This is a genomic window from Alcaligenes phenolicus, from assembly GCF_032063905.1.
Taxonomy (GTDB): Bacteria; Pseudomonadota; Gammaproteobacteria; order Burkholderiales; family Burkholderiaceae_B; genus Alcaligenes; species Alcaligenes phenolicus.
This window is the reverse complement of the sequence record NZ_DAMBOE010000001.1, coordinates 40,893-61,130: the sequence shown is the minus strand read 5'-3', so window position 1 is coordinate 61,130 and position 20,238 is coordinate 40,893. Positions and strand designations below refer to the sequence as shown.

At 57.0% G+C, this 20,238-nt stretch carries 12 protein-coding genes and 1 pseudogene; 4 read left to right on the top strand and 9 right to left on the bottom strand.

What is annotated here, in order from left to right; translation table 11 throughout:
- The first annotated feature begins 170 nt into the window (after positions 1-170).
- The 3 genes from U2949_RS00300 to U2949_RS00290 are packed head-to-tail and all read left to right on the top strand — an operon-like array spanning position 171 to position 4,667.
- The gene (locus U2949_RS00300; RefSeq protein WP_257723609.1) at positions 171-2,249 is read left to right on the top strand and encodes a LamG domain-containing protein; all 2,079 of its coding nucleotides are present in this window, start codon (positions 171-173) and stop codon (positions 2,247-2,249) included.
- A 21-nt stretch (positions 2,250-2,270) separates the two neighbouring features.
- On the top strand, positions 2,271-2,468 hold the full coding sequence (locus tag U2949_RS00295; RefSeq protein WP_035275294.1) for a hypothetical protein: 198 nt from the start codon (positions 2,271-2,273) through the stop codon (positions 2,466-2,468).
- Positions 2,469-2,489: 21 nt separating this feature from the next.
- Complete coding sequence (locus tag U2949_RS00290; RefSeq protein WP_026484670.1) at positions 2,490-4,667, top strand: phosphocholine-specific phospholipase C; 2,178 nt, start codon at positions 2,490-2,492, stop codon at positions 4,665-4,667.
- A gap of 156 nt (positions 4,668-4,823) precedes the next feature.
- Here the strand turns inward: U2949_RS00290 and U2949_RS00285 are convergent, their stop codons facing one another.
- From U2949_RS00285 to U2949_RS00265, 6 genes and pseudogenes are all read right to left on the bottom strand, one after another.
- Positions 4,824-5,300, bottom strand: a complete 477-nt coding sequence (locus U2949_RS00285) for a hypothetical protein (protein WP_026484671.1) — start codon at positions 5,298-5,300, stop codon at positions 4,824-4,826.
- Positions 5,301-5,324: 24 nt separating this feature from the next.
- On the bottom strand, positions 5,325-5,873 hold the full coding sequence (locus U2949_RS00280; RefSeq protein ID WP_026484672.1) for a hypothetical protein: 549 nt from the start codon (positions 5,871-5,873) through the stop codon (positions 5,325-5,327).
- Between the two features lie 63 nt (positions 5,874-5,936).
- Complete coding sequence (locus tag U2949_RS00275) at positions 5,937-6,710, bottom strand: OmpA family protein (protein ID WP_321285478.1); 774 nt, start codon at positions 6,708-6,710, stop codon at positions 5,937-5,939.
- Between the two features lie 74 nt (positions 6,711-6,784).
- On the bottom strand, positions 6,785-12,613 hold the full coding sequence (locus U2949_RS00270) for a YadA-like family protein (protein ID WP_321285476.1): 5,829 nt from the start codon (positions 12,611-12,613) through the stop codon (positions 6,785-6,787).
- 75 nt (positions 12,614-12,688) lie between these two features.
- Positions 12,689-12,763 (bottom strand): annotated as a pseudogene (locus U2949_RS18710) (ESPR domain-containing protein); the annotation flags it as partial.
- Positions 12,760-13,971 (bottom strand): EAL domain-containing protein, encoded by a 1,212-nt coding sequence (locus U2949_RS00265; protein WP_257723612.1) that lies wholly within the window; start codon positions 13,969-13,971, stop codon positions 12,760-12,762. The gene U2949_RS00265 and the pseudogene U2949_RS18710, both read right to left, overlap by 4 nt.
- Positions 13,972-14,620: 649 nt before the next feature.
- Between U2949_RS00265 and U2949_RS00260 the strand changes: the two genes are divergently transcribed.
- Complete coding sequence (locus tag U2949_RS00260; protein ID WP_257723613.1) at positions 14,621-15,184, top strand: recombinase family protein; 564 nt, start codon at positions 14,621-14,623, stop codon at positions 15,182-15,184.
- Positions 15,185-15,286: 102 nt separating this feature from the next.
- Here U2949_RS00260 and gspF read toward each other — a convergent pair whose 3' ends face one another.
- The 3 genes from gspF to gspD are packed head-to-tail and all read right to left on the bottom strand — an operon-like array spanning position 15,287 to position 20,231.
- A complete protein-coding gene (gene gspF / locus U2949_RS00255; RefSeq protein WP_257723614.1) occupies positions 15,287-16,489 on the bottom strand; it encodes a type II secretion system inner membrane protein GspF in 1,203 nt (400 codons plus the stop codon).
- 14 nt (positions 16,490-16,503) lie between these two features.
- A complete protein-coding gene (gene gspE / locus U2949_RS00250; protein ID WP_257723615.1) occupies positions 16,504-17,922 on the bottom strand; it encodes a type II secretion system ATPase GspE in 1,419 nt (472 codons plus the stop codon).
- Positions 17,919-20,231: a type II secretion system secretin GspD gene (gene gspD / locus U2949_RS00245; protein WP_026484763.1), complete on the bottom strand. Its 2,313-nt coding sequence runs from the start codon at positions 20,229-20,231 to the stop codon at positions 17,919-17,921. The genes gspE and gspD overlap by 4 nt, the downstream gene beginning before the upstream one ends.
- Positions 20,232-20,238 lie beyond the last annotated feature (7 nt).

The window sequence follows — 20,238 nt, the reverse complement described above, 5'->3', positions numbered from 1 at the left end:
CGTCCCTTCACATAAAACACAATCCAATCATCGGCGGATTTGCTGATCCGTTCACAGGGCAGTCATACGCCCTTCCTACACTGCCCGCAGTCCTGATCCGATGCCGACTGGGCAGCCCACCCCCACGCACAGTCTGGCCTCTCTTTTCACTTTTCTACACGAGTGGCTGTATGACCTTCTCTCCCCGTCTTCCCAAGTCCCCGGCATTGCAGCGCATGCAGCAAGCCGGGCTTACTCTGTCCATGGCCCTGCTGCTAAGCGCTTGTAGTGGTGGCTCCGGCGGTAATGATGGCTCCACCAGTCCTGGCGTGGACCCGGAACCCCCTACCGTTGAACCCGGCGACAAACCCCAGGCCCTGGGTGGCAAAAAAGCACTGATCGTCACCATCGACGGTTTGAGCTACGAAGCCTTGTTGCAAGCCCGCCAGGCCGGCCAGCACCCCGCCCTGAAATCGCTGACCATCGCCCCCGCACAAACCGGCGGCTATGTCGGCACCAGCAGCGAACAGCGCACCCTGCCCGTCCCTGGCTGGGCCTCCCTGATCACCGGCGTTTGGGCAGACCAGCACGGCCTGCGTGGCGTAGGCACTGCCGCTCCCACACTGAGCGCCCCCACCCTGCTAGCCCTGGCTGACAAGCAGCCCCAGGCCGCCATGGCCCTGAGCGCCGCCGACTACCGCAAACTGCTGGGTGAAGACCTGCAGGCCGGACGCATCATCGAAGCAGCCAACTGTACCGACTCCGACAGCTGTGTCAGCGAGCAAACCGAAAAATACCTGCAGCAAGGCAAATCCCTGATTCTTGCCCAAATCCAGGCTCCCGCCCGTGCCGCATCCCAGGGTGGCCTGGGTGGCCAGGCCTACCAGCAAGCCGTGCAAGCCTCGCTGGCCTCCCTGGACAAACTGTTTGCCCTGATCGAAAAACGCAAGCAGGCAGACGCGTCGGAAGACTGGTTGGTCATCCTGACCACCAGCTATGGTCTGGACGAATTTGGCGGCACCACCGGCTCGCAATTCAACCGCAACAAGACCAGCTTCATCGCCACCAACAAGACATTGGCCTCCTTGCCAGCGGCTGACAGCGCCGTTACCAGCTCCACAGACATGAACACCCTGGCGGCTGTCATCGACATTGCCCCCACCGTGCTGTCCCACCTGGGCATCCAAAGCGAACAGTACCGCTTCCGTGGCTCACCACTGCAAGCTGAAACTCGTGTGCGCAACGTGTCCTTCAGCAAACCCGCCGACAAGAACATGGTGGACCTGAAATGGGTACTGGATGGTGACGCCTCGCAGGAAATCCAGGTCATGCGCGACGGCAAGCTGATCGCTACCCTGCCTGCCGGCACAAGCCAGTACTCCGACCCATTGCCAGTATCGGAAAATGCCCAGACTTACTCGCTGATCTACTCGATAAGCTCAGGCAAGGCCGCATCTACCATCAAGGCTGAAGTCGGGTACCAACCCCCTCCCAAGCTGGCCGACACGCTGAAAAATGGGTTGCGCAGCTACTACACCTTCAGCTCACAACCTTTTACCGATGCTAAGGGCGGGAGCAGCCTGCAAACATCCAGCCCTAGCGTCCCGAGCGGTGAACTCATTGCTGCAGACTTCCTGGATCCCTCCCAGCCTAAAGGGGGCTTGCGCCTGGTCGGTAGCAAAGCCGATGCCAATGGAAACCGTGGTTATCGCCTGTCCTTGAGCCGCGAGTTGCTAGGCACAGGTGGTGCGCAAAAACTGACCATCGGTTTCTGGTTCCGGACCCCTGACAACTGTCACGGTTATGGCGCTTCCATCATGGCCAACAAGAACTACGACTCCGGTAACAACCCCGGTTTTGCACTGGGCCTGTTCAACGCCAATGGTTGTGACGTCCGCTTTAACACCGGTTATGGGGGCGGTCGCAATGAAAGTCAGGGTTACAACGTTACACCCGACCAATGGGCCTACATAGCCGTCGTGATTGACAAGTCCAAAGGCATCATGCGTGGGCACGTATTCGATACCAAAAAGGGGGCGCAGTTCGGTTCCGTTGCCTTGGAGGCCCGCACAATCGCCGCATTGGGCGGAACCGGCACCAGCGAACTGGGGCTGAACGAAGACGTTACCGGCCAGTACTACAAACGCTGGGGTCGCAGCGACATCAATATGGACTTTGGCGAACTGGCCATCTGGGATCGTGACCTGAGCACGGACGAGCTGACCAGTATTTACGAATCGCGCAAACCCTTGTCCAGCCTCCAACCCTGATAGCACAACCAAGGAATTCTCATGACTCCAACGAGCACCTCATTCACTTTCGAGCGCATGAAACGCGCATCCGTGCTGCTGATGTTCTGCGGCCTGCTGGCTGCTTGCGGCGGCGGTAACGACACAGGCAACTCGAACAGCTCCGGCTCTACCGAAGAACCTGCTGAGCCGGGCAAACCTAACCCAGAACCTGCGCCGCAACTCAAATGCGCCCCTTGATTGATTAAGAGATTAAGCACAATGACTTCACGCCGCACATTCCTACGCAACATGACCGGTGCCAGCCTGGCAGCCGGCTCCCTGGCCGCCTTTCCTCCCAGTATCCGCAAAGCGTTGGCCATCCCCGCCAACAACAAGACGGGCACCATCAAGGATGTAGAACACATTGTGGTTCTGATGCAAGAGAACCGCTCCTTTGACCACTACTTCGGCACCCTGAAAGGCGTGCGTGGATTTGGAGACCGTTTCACAATCCCAATGCCCAATGGGCGCAACGTCTGGCAGCAAAATGTCAGCTCGACCGAAACCGTGATGCCTTATCATCTGGACGCCACCAAAGGCAATGCCCAGCGCGTTAACGGCACACCGCACTCCTGGTCGGACGGCCAGCTTGCCTGGGACCACGGCCGCATGGACTTCTGGCCCAAGCACAAGAACCGTCACTCCATGGGCTACTACCGCGAAGCCGAATTGCCTTTCCAATTCGCGATGGCTAACGCCTTCACCATCTGCGATGCCTACCACTGCTCCATGCACACCGGCACGAACTCCAACCGCATGTTCCTATGGACCGGCACAAACGGTCCGACCGGCACCGGTGAGTGTACCGTCAACAATGCGTGGGACAGCCTGTGGCCCTCGATCTTTGGCGGCTACACCTGGAAAACTTATCCCGAACGCCTGGAAGAAGCCGGTATCAGTTGGAAGGTGTACCAGAACCTGCCTGACAACTTCACCGATAACCCCTTGGCTGGCTTTATCCAGTACCGACTTGCCGCTGAAAAATCGGGCAAACCCACCAATGCCCCGTACGAACCATCTGACGACGTCGGCAATCCTCTATTCAAGGGCATTGCCAACACCATGCCCGACGGCGGATTTCTGGAACAAATCCGCAAGGATGTCGAGTCCGGCACCTTGCCACAAATTTCCTGGGTGGTGGCCCCAGCCAACTACTCTGAGCATCCTGGCCCTTCAAGCCCCGTGCAAGGCGCTTGGTACACCCAAGAACTGCTTGATGCGCTGACGGCCAATCCCGAGGTCTGGAGCAAGACCGTATTGCTGGTCAACTTTGACGAGAACGATGGCTTCTTTGACCACATTCCCTCTCCTTCAGCCCCGTCGATCGATCCTGTCACTGGCAAACCGGCTGGCAAGACCTCGCTGAGTGAAGAAGAAATCGCGTTTGAGTACTACAACTACCCCAGTCCCAAAGGTCTGGCCGGCCAGCCTCCACGCGATGGCAAAGTATTCGGCCCCGGCGTGCGCGTGCCCATGTATGTGATCTCCCCCTGGAGCCGTGGCGGCTGGGTGAACTCGCAAGTGTTTGATCACACATCCGTCATCCGCTTCATGGAAGAGCGCTTCGGTGTGATGGAGCCCAATATCAGCCCCTACCGCCGTGCCGTGTGTGGTGACCTGACCACGGCCTTCAACTTTGCCAGCCCGAACGACGAGCCACTGCCTACCTTGAACGGCCGTCGCAACCGTCAAGAGGCTGATGCCATTCGCAACGCTCAGGAACGTCTGGCTCAAGTGCCTCAGCCCGTGGACAACCAGCGCATTCCCGTGCAGCAAACCGGCGTACGCCCATCGCGTGCCCTGCCTTACGAACTGCACGTCAGCGCCCGTTGTGACAGCGAAAAAGGGGTACAACTGCTGTTCTCCAACACAGGTAAAGCCGCCGCTGTTTTCCACGTCTATGACAAGCTGAACCTGGACCGTATCCCTCGCCGCTACATGGTCGCTCCCGACCAGATTCTGGACGATGTCTGGGACGTGCAGGCGAACAATCTGGGCCACTACGACCTGTGGGTTCTGGGTCCGAATGGTTTCCACCGCCACTTCCGTGGTGATGTCAGCGTATTGAGCCAGCCCGACACCGCCCGTCCAGAAATCCGCGTTTGTTACGAAGTGACCAAAGGTGATGTTTATCTGGAAATGATGAACGGTGGCCAGTCGGCCTGTACCTTCACCATCCAGTCCATGGCTTACCGTGAGGACGGCCCATGGGAAGTGACCGTGGAACCGGGCAAGCAAGCCAAGCAATCCTGGGTTCTGAAATCCAGCGGTCACTGGTACGACTTTGTGGTGCGCAGCAACAGCGACCCAAGCTACTACCGTCGTTTCGCTGGCCGCGTGGAATTTGGCGAGCACGGTGTCAGCGATCCGGCTCTGGGCATTCCTGCTTACCTGTAAGACTTAAACGCTGTGCATCTATAGTTCTCTATCGTCTGACTATGTGTGCGTGCGCACCACGCACACGTTTTACCCCGATGCCTTTGCTTGGCATCGGGGCTTTTTTTGTAGTGACTGGTGTGAAGCTGAAACTAAAAGCCCGCGGATCCAGCAAACCTAGCGGGTTAAGCGCGACCGAAGACCCAGGCCTAGGTAGTGCCTTCTACGTTGCCGCTTTCTTTTCACCGCCACTCTTTCATCACTGATGGACACCGGTTGCCGAGTGCTTGCCAATTCCACAACCGCGCGTAAAACACCAGAATACGCAGTACGAGCAGGCAGACAAACATCAGCCCCTGCATACATAGCACGCTCACAGGACAGGGCAGACTCATCGGCCAGAAACAGAATGCCGACATTATCCAGCTGCCGCATCGCGGAAATAACGGCGTACACATCAAACGCGCTCTCGCCCTCCCCGTCAATAATCAGAATGCGCAAGCGCTTTCCGAAAGTGGCAAGGTCTGTAGGACTGGTTGCTACCGTCGTGCACACCCCGGAGCCGGCCAAATAATCATGCAGGGCCAGCATATCGCCCACACGCGATGATGCAGGCTGTGCAATCAGGAGAAAAACCACATCAAAATCATACATAGGGCGCGATACGCAGTCCTGTTATCACCGACCACCCTGCATCAATTTAATAATGGCCTGTGTATGCTGGGCGTTCTGGGTTCCGATCAGCAAACGCCCATCGGAAATCGTTTCACTGATACGGGCCACGCTTACCAACTGCCCTTGCACACTTAACAACAGATAGTGGCCTCGTGCCTGAGCCGTGACACTGCGCAGTTTGCTAATGCCGTTCTGGTTCATCTCCAGTAGCAAAAACGTACCTTGATCCTGAGTGCTTACAGGGGTGACGCGGTGCAGATCGGATTGCGTCAAAACAGGCTGGGGCAGCGCATAAAGCGAGGTTCCCCCCACATCCACGGCCACCAAGGGCGCTTCTGCTTTCTCTTGCGCCAAATGCAGGGTAATGACAGTTGGAGCTTGAGTACGAGAGGCCGTCGGCGCTGCCGTGCTGGCATTGTTCGAACCACCCGCGCTTTGCATGACAGGCGGTGCTGGATCTACAGGTTCGGAAATATGACGAGGCATGGTTTGCTGACAAGCAGCCAGACCACCCGCCAGAATCAACACCGCTAATTTGTGCAGAATATTCATTGTTTTCTCGATCAAGGCACACACCCGGCCAAGACGGGTGCGTGCCTGGTTGCCGCATCCAACTTAACGTTGGCCTTGAACTTCGATATCGACCCGACGATTCGGTGCCAGGCAGGCAATCAAATCACTGCGATTGGGCTGATCACACTGCACAAGGGGGCGGTCCTGACCAAAGCCTTGCGTCACAATTGCGGCGGCTGGAATGCCCTGGGCGGACAAGGCCTGTCGTACCGTCTGGGCACGTTGTTGCGACAAGCGCTGATTCGATGCTGAATTTCCAATCCGATCTGTATGGCCGGAAACCGTCACCCGTTCGATGTTGGACATTTGCTTGAGCTGGCCGGCAATATCACGAATCGTGCTCAGGCCTGCGCTGGTCAAGGTCGCACTGCCAAACGCAAAGGCCACGTCCCCGGAAAGCGAAAACGGCTGAATGGTTGCGGTTTTCGGTGCCGCATCCAGAACAGAAGCACATTCACCAGGCTTCCAGTAAAAGCTGCGACCCAGCTTGTCCTGATCAAACAGCACCTTGAACTGACAAGTCTTGATGCCCTGTGCCGTGTTGAAGTGAAACAGGTAATCCCACTCCCGAACCTTGAAGCCTTCAGCAAAGTGCGGACGACCCAGCAGGTCATACAACTGATCGCGTGTCACGCCTTCCCGGACCTGACGCAGATTGTCGATATTCGGGTAAGAGCCCGTGTGAAAAGTTGCTTTATCCACTTCCGGAAACACCGGGTTTTCCGTGTGGCCCTCCGAGTCCACCTGACTCAAGGTTCCGCAACCAGCAAGCACCAGGCTGCCCAGCAAAGCAGCCCCAAACCAATTTTTCTTCATGATCTGAATTCCTTCAAAAGTGTGTGCTGTGCATCGGCGCCAATGCGCCGATACACCATAGAGTCAGGGCCGACTTACCATTGATAACCAATACCCACGGCACCACCGTAATCACCGCGCGAAGTGGTATTGCCCGAGAGCTTGTAAACCCACTTACCGTTATCGGTGATTCCGGAGAAGCCAATGGCCATACCGGACTCTCCACGCCAGGTACCGCCGGCCATGGACATCATGTGCTTGCCCGGCAAGTAAGCCTGAGGCAAAGACGCTGTTGCCATCGCGGCCGCCACACCTGCACTTAAGCGGTTATCCAGACGATTGATATCGTGGCGAATATTGTTGATCTGACCTTGCAGATTGCCCGCCACCTGATTCAACTGGCTTACGTTGACCGCATCGGTGTCATTCACGCCCGCGGCCACATTGGTGATGTGCTTGCCGGACATATTGATGCCGTTCTCGTTGATGATCGGGCCACCGTTATTGATCTGAATTTCATCGGCCTGAACATTCACTGCCGTAATGGAATTGACCTTCAGATCCTGGGACACCGACACCTTGATATCAGCGCCAACGGTCTGGCCTGCATCATTGACCCGGTCCGTCTTGGAGATAACGATGTTGTCCCCTTCAACAAAGCCCACGGTGTTGCCATTGTGGATAGGCGTGCCGTCACCGGAGCCATTATTGCCACCACCTGTGGAGCCGGAGCCATTGCCGTTGGAACCACCGTTATTGCCACCTTCCTTGCCATCCGTCGGTGCTTCAACATTCCAGTGCATGCTGTCCAGAACATCCTTCAGGGATGTGTGCTGGCCACCGTTGTAGGCGAACGAACCGTTTCCATCCAGACCAATGAAGGACTCGATAGGCTGGAGCTGACCGTAATTGACGGCATCGGTCGGATTGCGACCGGCAGCAACATTGGTGATACGCATATCGCCCGCATTGATGCCAGCCAGGGTGATGCTGGGGCCATTGTTGATGGTCAGGCCGGTGTTACCCAGGTGAACGTCGCTGCCTACCGCAACGCCAGCGTTATTGATGACGGTATCGCCGGTCTTCAGGCTGCCATCTGCTCCCAGATCAATGTCCTTGTTCAGCTTGACTTCAACCTGCCCGGAATCATCGGTGCCAGTCTGCTCAACGGTGACATTCTTGTCACCGACAAAGGCAACCTGGCCGTTCGGGCCAATATTGGCGCTATTGCCATCCGCATCGGTCACATTCCAGCCAGCGCTGGCAACGTCATTGACTTGCTTGAGCTGATCTTCGGTGGCCGCCTGACCGCTGGTGTAGTTGTCCGGATCCCAAGTCAGATTGGTCAGGCCACCAATTCGGCCGGTATCACCATTGATCGTGACGGGGTTCGCTCCGCCCACCACGACCTGCGTGCTGCCGATAGCCGTGCTGTTACCGGCCGCATCTGCCACCGTGATCGAACCTGCGCCTACGGTAGTCGTATCACCGGCGGCATTGCTGACCGTGGTACCTGCCGCAGTCGTGGAGGTCTTGTTACCTGCCCCATCATCCACGGTCAGACCGTCGTTGTTCACGACCGTGTTTCCTGTCGTCAGGCTACCGTCTGCGCCCAGATCAATATCCTTGTTCAGGTTGAAGGCCAGGTCCGTGCCATCACGCGAAATATTGATGTTGCCGTCCGTGTTACTGAAGTCCACCGAAGCGCCAGGCTTCACGTTTTCAGTAGCACCACCATTAGCGCTGATATTCCAGCCTGCGTTGGCAACCTCTTCAACATCCTTCAACTGCGATACGTTCACCGCATCGGTGTCGTCTGTACCTTTGGCCAGATTGGTGATTTTCTTGCCGTTCATATTGATGCCGGCACCGTTGATCACCGGACCACCGTTATTGATGGTGATGCTGTTCAGGTCCGTCAGATCCTTGGCCATGACCAGGTTCAGTTTGTTGCCGTCACTATCAACACGCAGGTTGGCACTCGTGGACTCTGCGCCCTCGGCCAGTTCACCCGAGATAGTCAACGGTGTGTTGTCACTCAGCGTTTTGGCAATCGCGTCGCCGGTATTGCCGGCAAAGCTCAAGCCATCAGCCTGGGTGGCGATCTCGTTGCCCTTGTAGATAACATCCCCGGTGTTTTGGACAACAAAGTTGTCACCCAAGTGGGTTGCGCCCGTAACAGTCAGATTGTTGGTCGTGACGCTGTCGCCATTAACGATCGTGTCACCAACCGTGACGCTGTCACCGTTGATCACGGTATCGCCTACAGTGATGCTATTACCCACAGTCAGATCATCGGCCAGATTGAAAGCCAGATCGGTGCCATCACGCGAGATAACGATGTTGTCATCATCATTGCTGAAGTCCACCGAAGCACCGGGTTTCACGTTTTCAGCTGCACCACCATTGGCACTGATGTTCCAGCCTGCGTTGGCAACCTCTTCAACATCCTTCAACTGCGACACGTTCACCGCATCGGTGTCGTCTGTGCCTTTTGCCAGATTGGTGATTTTCTTGCCGTTCATATTGATGCCGGCACCGTTGATGATAGGACCACCGTTATTGATGGTGATGCTGTTCAGATCCGTCAGATCCTTGGCCATGGCCAGGTTCAGCTTGTTGCCGTCACTATCAACACGCAGGTTGGCACCCGTGGACTCTGCGTCCTCGGCCAGTTCGCCAGAGATGGTCAGCGGTGTGTTCTCACCCAGCGTCTTGGCAATGGTGCTGCCGGTGTTGCCTGCGAAACTCAGACCATCATTCAGGTTGGCGATCTCCCCGCCTTTGTAGATAACATCCCCGGTGTTTTGGACAACAAAGTTGTCGCCCAGGCGAGTTTCACCCTTGACGGTCAAATTGTTAGTCGTGACGCTGTCGCCATTAACGATCGTGTCACCAACCGTGACGCTGTCACCGTTGATCACGGTATCGCCTACAGTGATGCTATTACCCACAGTCAGATCATCGGCCAGATTGAAAGCCAGGTCGGTGCCATCGCGCGAGATAACGATGTTGTCGTCATCATTGCTGAAGTCCACCGAACCACCCGGCTTCACGTTCTCAGCCATGGCACCATTGGCACTCACATTCCAACCTTGAGCCGCGTACTTGATCGCATCGTGCACCGTGTTTTCACCGGTATCTCCGATATTGCTCATGCTCAGGTTGCCATTAGAGGCCAGCGTGGCATTGCCACCCAAAATGTTTTTCGTGGTGTTAGCTACATTGCCCAGCACCGAATTCGTGGCATACAACTGGCTGCCATTGATCGCATCTGTGCTGCTGGCGCTGATCCGGCCCGCGGCCACATTCGTCACTGTGCGTTTTTCCTGCTCCGTACCCACGCTGACGGTAGCAACAGGACGATCCCCGGCAAAGTTGCCGTAGTTCAGCCCGTTCAAAGAAGCATCCAAGGTGCCAACCGCGCCTGCTGTTTCTGCACCATCACCCAGCGCTACCGAGCGTGCATTGAGCGCCTTTGAACCCTGTCCAATGGCGACAGCACGATCGGCCGTGCTGCGGGAGCCGTCACCCAGCGCGATTGTCTGACGCTCAAGCGCCCAAGCGTCACGGCCTTGTGCAATCGATGCCTCGCCAAAGGCATGTGCACCCTTGCCCTGTGCCTGTGCATAATCAGCGGTGGCCTGAGCTTCGCGACCTACCGCAATGCTGCTATTGAACTGGGCAATGGAGTCCGTACCCAGCGCAATCGAATCGCGGTTCTTGTCCTGATTTTCGACATCAGGATTAGACTGGCCGGAGCGAGCGTTAGTACCCATTGCAATACCGCGTACCGCAAAGGCTTTGGCATCCGTACCGCTGGCCTGGGAATCACCGGCAGCCGCCCGTGATCGGGTGCCAAACGCCATAGCGTCATTATCCGTTGCCGTCGCATTGCTACCCTGAGCGATGCCGCGAGCCGCATTCACCACCGAGTTTTTACCGATCACAATCCCTTCCACGGCTGTAGAACTGGATTCTGTACCGATCACAATCGAGTTCTCGACCGAGGGACCGTTTGCCTGGCGATCTGTGTAGGAATCCCGGCCAATGACGATGGAGTTCTTGTCACGGCTGACAACGTGCGTACCAATTGCCACGCCGCTCTCGTCCCGCGCCTCGGATTGGGAGTTACCGATAGTCGTGGAATTCAGCCCCAAGCCTTTGATGTTGTGTCCCAGCACAACAGATGACGCTCCCTCTGCCCCTGCCATATGTCCAATAGCAACCGAGTCCTTTTCCTTGGCAGTTGCATCAGGGCCGATGGCAATCGAGTCGATGGCTGTTGCAGCAGCACCGTTATTGTTCTTGTTGCCCTTGTCGACACCACCATCATTAACGCTGAAGTAACGAGGTTTGCTATCGGCAATCTGCTGGCCCCAGTCCTCGCCAACCTTCTCGGCCAGCTTTTCGTAGTCCACAGTCGCCCCCAGCGTCACCTGATCAACAGCCGACTGCAACTGGCGCACGTTCACTGCATCGGTATCATTGGCACCGTCTTCCACGTTCACAATACGACGTGTGAACTCACTGCCCGACTGGCTGCTACCAACGGAAACGGCACTGCCATTGAAGCCTCTATTGGTGAACTTGCTCAAGCCAGACACATCGTTTTGCGCGGCATGCGAGTTCAACCCCAGGGCTACAAAATTGCTGTCTGCATGTGCATTAGGACCGATGGCTGTACCCGTTCCCAATGCCGTTGTCTGACGACCCATCGCGACCCCGGTATTACCGGCAATCGCCTTGTACCCAATCGCCACGCCTTCTGTCTCAGCGCCTGAGTCCTCACCAATACCGATCGCACGGTTTGATGACAGCCCCCGATTCGCATTCTTGCCCAGGCTGACATTGCTATCGCCTATGACATTCAGGCCGGCATCTCGGCCAATCGCCACGTTTTCGTTGCCATCCACGCCATTGCCGGTGCCATCACCCAGCGCCACATTGAACTGACCCTTGACGTTCTGACCACTGGCCTGACCGATGGCAATATTGTGCGAACGATCACCCGGCAGATGATTGCCAGTGGCCTGGCCTGCGCCATTACCGATAGAGATATTGTTTTCTGCATCAGCCTGAGCACCTAAACCCAAGGCGATCCCGTTAGCCCCACTGGCCTGTGCCTGCATACCCAAGGCAAGCGCATTATTTCCACTTGCCGCTGCTTCGCGGCCTACCGCAACGCTGGCCAAACCGCTGCTCTGACTATCCTTGCCAATGGCAATGGCTGCCTCCGGTTTGGGTCGACTGTCTGCGCTGGCGACACTGGCACCGTCACCCAATGCAATCGCGCTGTCGGCGTCGGCCAGCGCACCTTGTCCTGCAGCGATACTGCGATCCCCTTCTGCCTTGGACTCAGGGCCAATTGCAATGGATTCTTCACCATTCGCCTCGGAATCAGGCAGCTCCGAGTTCGCACGGAAGTACTTCACGCCAGGATTGGTTTCATCCACTCCCAAGGCAATCAGACGATCGTTAACAGTCACCAACCCTGTTTCAGTAGCGCCAATTCGAGTGTCATGTGCAGCGATGGCGGTTTCGTTGCCCGCAATTCGACTGTCATGGGCCGTGATGGCCGTTTCATTGTCCGTAATGCGAGTCCCATGATCCGTCAGAGTGGACTCATTGCTCGTGACCCGCCCTTCCAGCCCATCAATCTTGCCGGTATTGGTCTGCACCTCAGCGGACGTAGCATTCAGTTGCGCCTGGGTCGCCACAGACTCACCACCCACCGTAATCTGATCGGCACTCAAGGCGCCGGAGATCATCAGGCTACTCAACCCCACGATGCTGCCACCACCACCCGTAAACCGAATGGTGCCGCCTGGGCTGGTGAAGTCAATAAGGTTGTTCTGACCGTCGCCTGGAATCTCGACTGCCGCCCAGGCATTGCTCATCGCCAATGCGCTTGCTGTCAACAAGGCAACCCATCCCATGCGTGCGGAAAAAGATGCACGCTTTCCTCCTTTTACGCACGAGGAGCTGCGCTTGCCTTTCGCTTTTTTATGCTCAGAAACGGCAACAAATGTTCCCGTTTGCTCATTCCAGATAGTTTTATAGACGTGATTCATCTCTGTTCCTGATCCTTTAAGGAATACGTGTTGAGTGCTACGTGGGTGTGAGTAGGGTTGAAACTGTCTCGAACGCACAAAGGCTCCGCCCCCTCCCAGGGGGGCAGGTCGCAGGGAGGTTCTATGAAGTAGCCTTGGACGGCGTGCACGCCGGCATCGACGCTCAACTGGAAATCCAGGGCAGTCTCAATTCCTTCGGCGATGACGTATTGGCTGATGCCATGCGAGGCATGAACCCAAGAATGAAGGGCAGCAATGCCGTCCCTGTCCCGTGCCTGATGCACCAGGGACTTATCAAGTTTTATGACTTGGGGACAGATCTGCCGAGCCAGATCCAAGGTGTTGAATCCGGTCCCAATATCATCAATGGCAACTTTGCAGCCCAGGCCGCGCAAGGTGCGCAGCAGGCTAATGGCGGCTTTCTGATCAAAGACAGAAGCCGTTTCGGTAATTTCCAGGGTCAAACGGCTGGCCAGCTGTGGCGCACCGCGCAGCACCGCAATCAGCAGCCGCCACCACGGCCCCTGTTGCAAAGACAAGGGGGAAATATTGCAGGCAAGGTGAACATCCGGATAACGCTCCAGCACCTGTACCACCGACCACAGAACGCTGGCATCCAGGCGTTCGGTCACATGCAAGCGCTCTATGGCCTGAACGACCGGCGCACAAGAAACGGGCTCAGTACTGTTCTGCGCATCATCCCAGCGCAACAGCACTTCGTAGTACAGAACCTGCTCGCGATCCTGCACAAAGACCACAGGCTGAAATGACAGGGCAACCTTCTCGTCCCGCATATCTGCAAAGAAACGAGTCGCCAAAGCCATGTCGCGCCGAGTCTGCTCGCAAACAGGAGGCTCAAGCTCGGAGAAAGCAATAGTGCTGGCCAGAGACTGCAAATGAGACAGGCAAACCGGACGGTCGCCCGATGCTTCAACCCAGGCCGGAACAACATTGACCAGGATGCGGTCCGAGCCGCAGCGAACGGGCTCGTAGCACAGCGCCGCTTTGACTCGTTCCAGAAACAGGTCCTTGTCAAACTGGGTGGGCAGACGATAATTCGTCAAGCCGATCAACACCACTTGATCAAGCACCAGGATGTCGCTGCGTGCTATGCCGTAGGGACGCAGACGCGCCGAAATGGCGGACAAAAAGGCTTGCTGGAACAGGCGTGCATCATAGGCCTGGGCAAGCGTTGCCAGTCTTCGCAAGCCTAAAAGCAAATAGCTGCTTGAAGGAGTAACTTGCTGCAACCAGCAAGACAATGACTCTAGCGACTGGACGCCCATTACGCGCCCCGCATCGCCGGTTGGCACTTTGGACGCTGTGCGTGAATCAGCGTCTGGCTTTCCACCAGACAGCGGTCAAAAAGCCTCCTTTATGTCAACATCGATTCCATAACAAATAGACACGTTTGTACGTGAAAATTACGCTGAAAAGGATCATTTCGATGCGCTATTCGGTTGGGACTAAAAGGAGGCTTCTTGTCAAAATCGCAGGCCTATTTACGCCTTTTCTTAACCATTGTTGACGCTTGTCTATGACTGGCTGCAACGTTCTTCAGAAAGTGCATCGGCCAGACCTGCTTCGTGTTGACACACATGTGGCCGCCGCTAACACTTAATCAGTATCTGCATCTGAAACACAGCGTTAATAAAAAATTACGTAATAGTTTTTATTGCAGTACGAGCTACCTCAATCGCCGTTTACGTGGCAGCAGGTTTGCATGCGGTTAGTAAAACTTGACATCGCGTGGCCAACATTCCACTGGACCATCTTGGGTTTACTAACATCGATTGCACTGAGATGTAGTCGAGTGGGAGGGGGGAGGCTGCGCTTTGCGCTAGGAAGATGGGTACTATGAGTAAGAAATATGGATATGCACGCGTTTCAACACAGGATCAAAACCTGGACCTACAGATCGCGGCGTTAAAAAAGGTGAATTGTGATCATATCTATACGGATAGAGGGGTATCCGGGGCTAAAGCAACACGTCCAGGATTGAATCATCTGCAGCGAAAACTGAAATCGGGTGACACGCTTATTGTCTGGCGTCTGGATAGGCTGGGCCGATCACTACGCTATTTGGTCGACACGATCGATCGTTTAGGCAAAGAGAATATCCATTTCATTTCCTTGACGGAAAATATAGACACGACAACATCGGGTGGTAGATTGCTGTTTCATATGATGGCCGCCCTGGCTGAGTTTGAACGCTCGCTGATTAGCGAACGCACTCGCGCAGGAATGGCTGCAGCGCGTGCCAATGGCAGACCACTAGGCAGACGTCCTGCCTTATCACCCGCCCAACATAAAGAAGCCCTTATTGCGTTGACCAATCAAGTTCCGCTGGACATCGTTGCCAAAAAATATGACGTTCATCCCAGGACAATCCGCCGCATCAAGGCCATGGCCTCGACATAGCCAGCTCAACGCAAGTGACTCAAGTATTAGTCAGCATTGCCGCCAGACAACTATGTGGCGGCAATGATCTGTAGGGGAACTGTGCAAGCCCCCTACCGCCTCTTACTGCACCAGCTGATTCATCTCGATAATTGGCAGCATTACGGCCAGAACAATCAACAGCACCAACCCACCCATCAGTAAAATCATCAAAGGTTCCAGCAAGGCGGTCATGGTCAGGGCTTTGCGCTCCAGCTCGGTTGATAAGGTCGTCGCGGCCCGATCCAGCATGGGTGCCAGTTCGCCGGTTTTTTCACCGCTGGCAATCAGTTGGACTAATAGCGGCGGGAACAAGGCACTGCGCTGCAAGGCGGTCGCCAAAGGCAGACCCTCACGCACATGGATAGCGGCCTGATTCACGGCATCGCGCAAGGCCAGATTGGATACAGTACGTCCGGCCGCTTCCAGAGCAGTCAGCAAGGCAACATTGCTGCCAGCCAGAATGGCCAGCGTGGCCGCGAAGCGAGCGGTATCCACGCCCAGCAAGTAGCCCCCCAGAACGGGTACGCTTAACAAACGTCGGTGAAAGGCCAGTTTCAAGGCCGGTTGTCGCAGCAAAAAAGCCACCAGGCCAGCCGCCAGTAAGAGCACAACAAATAACACCAGGCCCCATTCACGCAACAAATCGCTGGCGCTGATCATGACCCGAGTCAGCATGGGCAGTTGCTGTTTGGCTTGGGTGAAAGCACCGACCACTTGCGGGACGACGTAGCTCAGCAAAAACACCACCATCGCCACGGAAATCAGGCTGACGATGGCTGGGTAGATAAAAGCCGTCAGCAACTTGCCGCGCAAGGCTCCACTGTCCTCGATGAAACTCGCCAGACGGTCCAGCACTTGTTCCAGCTCGCCAGACTGCTCCCCTGCCCGCACCAATGCTCGGTAGATCTCAGGGAAGTCGCGCGGGTGGTTGGCCAAGGCATCACTCAAGCTTTGCCCTGCCCGAATATCCGCACGCAGGGCTGCCAGCAATTGCACTAAAGGCCGACGAGTCGCCTGTTCAATCACCACGCCCAGACTGGCCTCCAAAGACAAACCAGCCGCCACCAGACTGGCTAACTGACGGGTCAGCCAGGATAACTCGGTACGACGCAAACCCGCACTGCGGGCACGGGCGGCGGCTCGGCTACGGCCCGCCTTCAGGGAAACCGTCAGCAACCCTCGGGACAGTAATTGCTGACGCGCCAGCCGTTCGCTCTCGGCCTCAAGCACACCCCGTTCGCTGCGCCCGGCCTGGTCCACCGCTTCATAGTGATAAGTACCCATGCTCTTTCGCCCCCTTATAACTCGCGCGTAACGCGCAATACCTCTTCAGGGGTACTGATGCCCTGCTCTACCCAACGTTGGGCGTCCTCGCGCAAGCTGCGCATACCGGATTCACGCGCGGCCTGACGCAAGGCAGGTTCGGCTCCGGCAGCATTCAACAAGTGCTGGGCACGTTCATCGATGCGATACAGCTCGTGAATCCCGGTACGGCCTTGATAACCCGTGTGAGCGCAATGCTCGCAACCATCAGCACTGGCCCGGTACTGCCCGTGCTCGGCAGGTTGACGACAATGTCGGCACAGCTTGCGTATCAGCCGCTGGGCCAGCACACCACGCAAGGTGGACGCCAGCAAGAAAGGTTCCACACCCATATCGACCAAGCGAGTCGCGGCGGACACGGCATCGTTGGTGTGCAAGGTGGCCAGCACCAGGTGACCTGTCAAAGAAGCCTGCACAGCAATCTGTGCGGTTTCCAGATCCCGAATTTCCCCGATCATGATGATGTCCGGGTCCTGTCGCAATATGGCACGCAAGGCACGTGCAAAGCTCAACTCAATACGGGGATTGACCTGCGTCTGGCCTACACCGGGCAAGTCATATTCAATCGGATCTTCCACCGTCAGCACATTGCTGCGCGCCGTATCGACTCGCCCCAGAGCCGCATACAAGGTGGTGGTTTTACCGCTGCCGGTAGGCCCGGTAACCAGCACAATGCCGTGAGGTTGATGAATCAGCTCGTCCAGTTGAGCCAGGATGTCCGGGGCCATGCCCAGACGCTCCAGCTCCAGTTGCCCGGCTGACTTGTCCAGCAAACGCATTACGGCGCGTTCGCCATGTCCGGTAGGCAGGATCGAGACACGCAGGTCCAGGGCCCTGCCCCCCACTTTCAGGGCAATACGGCCATCTTGCGGCAGGCGTTTTTCGGCAATATCCAGGCTGGCCATAATCTTGATACGGGACACCAAAGCACCATGCAAGGCTCGACGCGGGCTGACGATATCGCGCAAGCGGCCATCCACCCGGTAACGCACGACCGAATGGGTTTCATAAGGCTCCAGGTGAATGTCACTGGCACCGTCCCGCACCGCCTGGGTGAACAAGGCGTTGATCATGCGTATGACCGGCGCATCGTCCTGGTTTTCCAGCAAGTCGGTGACAGCGGGCAGTTCCTGCATCAGACGATCCAGGTCTACCTCGTTGGCGGCCGCATCCACTACGCTAGCGGCATCGTCACCCTGCGCGTAACTGGCATCAATCAGGGTATCCAGCTCCGCATCCGGGACTTGCCGCTCGTCCAGCTCGGGGTAGCGTCGCCGCAATTCCACCAAGGCCCAATCCGGTGTGCGTTCGCTAATGACCAGCGTACCCACACCTTGCTGCTGCGTCAGCACGGCGCGGTGCTGACGTGCCCAGGAGTACGGCAGGCGGGTCATAGCGTCTCTCGCAGGTCCACGGCTCCGGACGAGCCTGCGGCCTGTGGCAACACCATGTGTCCCGCATCCGGGTGGAACCAGGTGGAGCGATCCGGCAAGCCTGTCTGCACGGCACGCATGTAGTTGTAGCGGTCCAAAGACAGGCTTTGGCTATCTTGGGCATTACGCACAATATGAGGGCGCAGGAATACCATCAAATTGGTTTTGGAGCGCTTGCGTTTCTCGTATTTGAAGAGGTTGCCCACCAACGGAATATCGCCCAGCAAGGGAACCGATTGCTGACCATCCTCAATCGAGTCTTCCAATAAGCCGCCCAGCACAATAATCTGCCCATCATCGACCAGGACATTGGTACTAAGGGCACGTTTACGCGTGACAGGCGCGCTGGGCGATACCGACATAGTAGGATCCAGGCTGCTGACCTCCTGGTACAGAGCCATCTTGACGGTCCCACCTTCGGAAATCTGCGGACGCACTTTCAGGGTCAGGCCCACATCCTCGCGCTGAATGGTCTGGAAAGGATTGCTGGCCCCGTCACCCGTGGTGGTGTATTGCCCTGTCACAAAGGGAACGGTGCGGCCCACCATAATGCTGGCTTCTTCGTTATCGAGCGTCATCAGGTTGGGCGTGGACAGAATATTGATGCCGCCCTGGCGCTCCATCGCCCGGGCCAGGACGCCCAGATTGACAATCTGCTGGCCCAGCACGTTCACCGTGCCTTTGACCACGCCCAGACTTAAACCCGCCGCCAAAGAATCCAGTGTGGTCACCCCGGCCTTGTTAATCCCGCTGCCGCCCAGATTGGCGCCCCCGACAAAACCTGAACCTCCATCGGCAATATTGCCACCGCCTGTCATCCACTGGATGCCAAACTCGGCCGCATTCTCCGCATTCACCTCCACAATCAGGCTCTCGACCAGCACTTGAGCGCGACGTTGATCCAGTTGATCGATCACTTCACGCAAGCTGCGGTAAACCGGATCAGGGGCCGAAATGATCAGCGTATTCGTGGATGGATCAGCCTGCACAGTGGCACCGCCAGCGCTAAAGGCCACGGTGCCGCTGGCATTGTTTGCGGCGCTCAAACCCATCTCGGCCTGAGGCTGCTGCTTGGCGGTGGCCGACGTGTCCATGGCTTTGGCACCGCCGGTGGTGCTGGCGTTGGCGGCGGGTGCCAGGCTATTGCTGTTCGCCTGTTGATTCCCGGTGCTCGCGTTCCCCGAAGGCGCTTGCCCAGTCAAGGCCCCCCGCAGCACTTCAGCCAGCTGCACCGCCTGAGCATTGCGCAGATAGACCACATGCAAATTGCCTTTATTGCTTTCCGGGCTGTCAATACGCCGGATCAGGTCACGGGCCAGATCCAGCCGGGCCGGACTGCCTGCCCGCACCAGAACCGAGTTGCTGCGCGGGTCGGCCACCACCGTAATGCGCTGCGCCACATCGTTGCCGGGCGTATCGAGCATTTGCGAGGCCAGGGCTGCCACATCCAGGGCCACGCCGTAGTCAATCGGGATAATGTCCGTGTTCAAGCCTGCGGGGGTATCGATCCCCGCAATGACCTGAGCGATACGGTCCAGATTATCACCGTAATCGGTCACCACCAGCGTGTTGTTGGACGGGTAGGCATTGATGGGATTATTGGGCGAAATCATCGGCCGCAGCACCGGAACCAAGGCGGTCGCATTTTCATAACGCAAGGTAAACACCCTCGTTTCCAGCTCGCCGCTGCCACTGGCCCCGGTACCGGCCGCCCGCACTGCACCGCCCTGCTGGCGCGCTTCGGCTTCAGGGACCACCCGACTGACCTTGCCATTACGCAACACGGCAAACCCTTGCATGCGCAGGGCAGACAACAGCATCTCGTAGGCGGTACGGGCATCGACCGGCACTTCGGACACCAAAGTCAGCTGTCCTTTTACGCGAGGATCCACGATGAAGTTCTGGCCGGTAAAACGGGCCAAGGCAGCTACAACCCCATCCAGCTCGGCATCCACAAAATTCAGCGTGATGTCGTTGCCTTGCGGGAACTCGGCCGGGTCGGGCAAGTCGATCGGGGCGGCACTGCCCCCGACACGTTGTGGAACCCGACGTGTCACGGCCGGAGGCGACGTATTGCTATTGGCAAAGCGCGGGTCAGCCTGAGTGCTACGAACAGGCGTCTTGCCTACCGAGGCAAAAAACGAAGAAGGATCGGGGCCGGGTTCAGGCTTCTGACCATTGCTCGCACAGGCGCTCAACAGCACGGCTGCACCCAGGCTTAAAAGGAAGCGAGGCCGCAGCCCATGAGGTCGTTTAGTCAAGGTACTCATAGTCAAA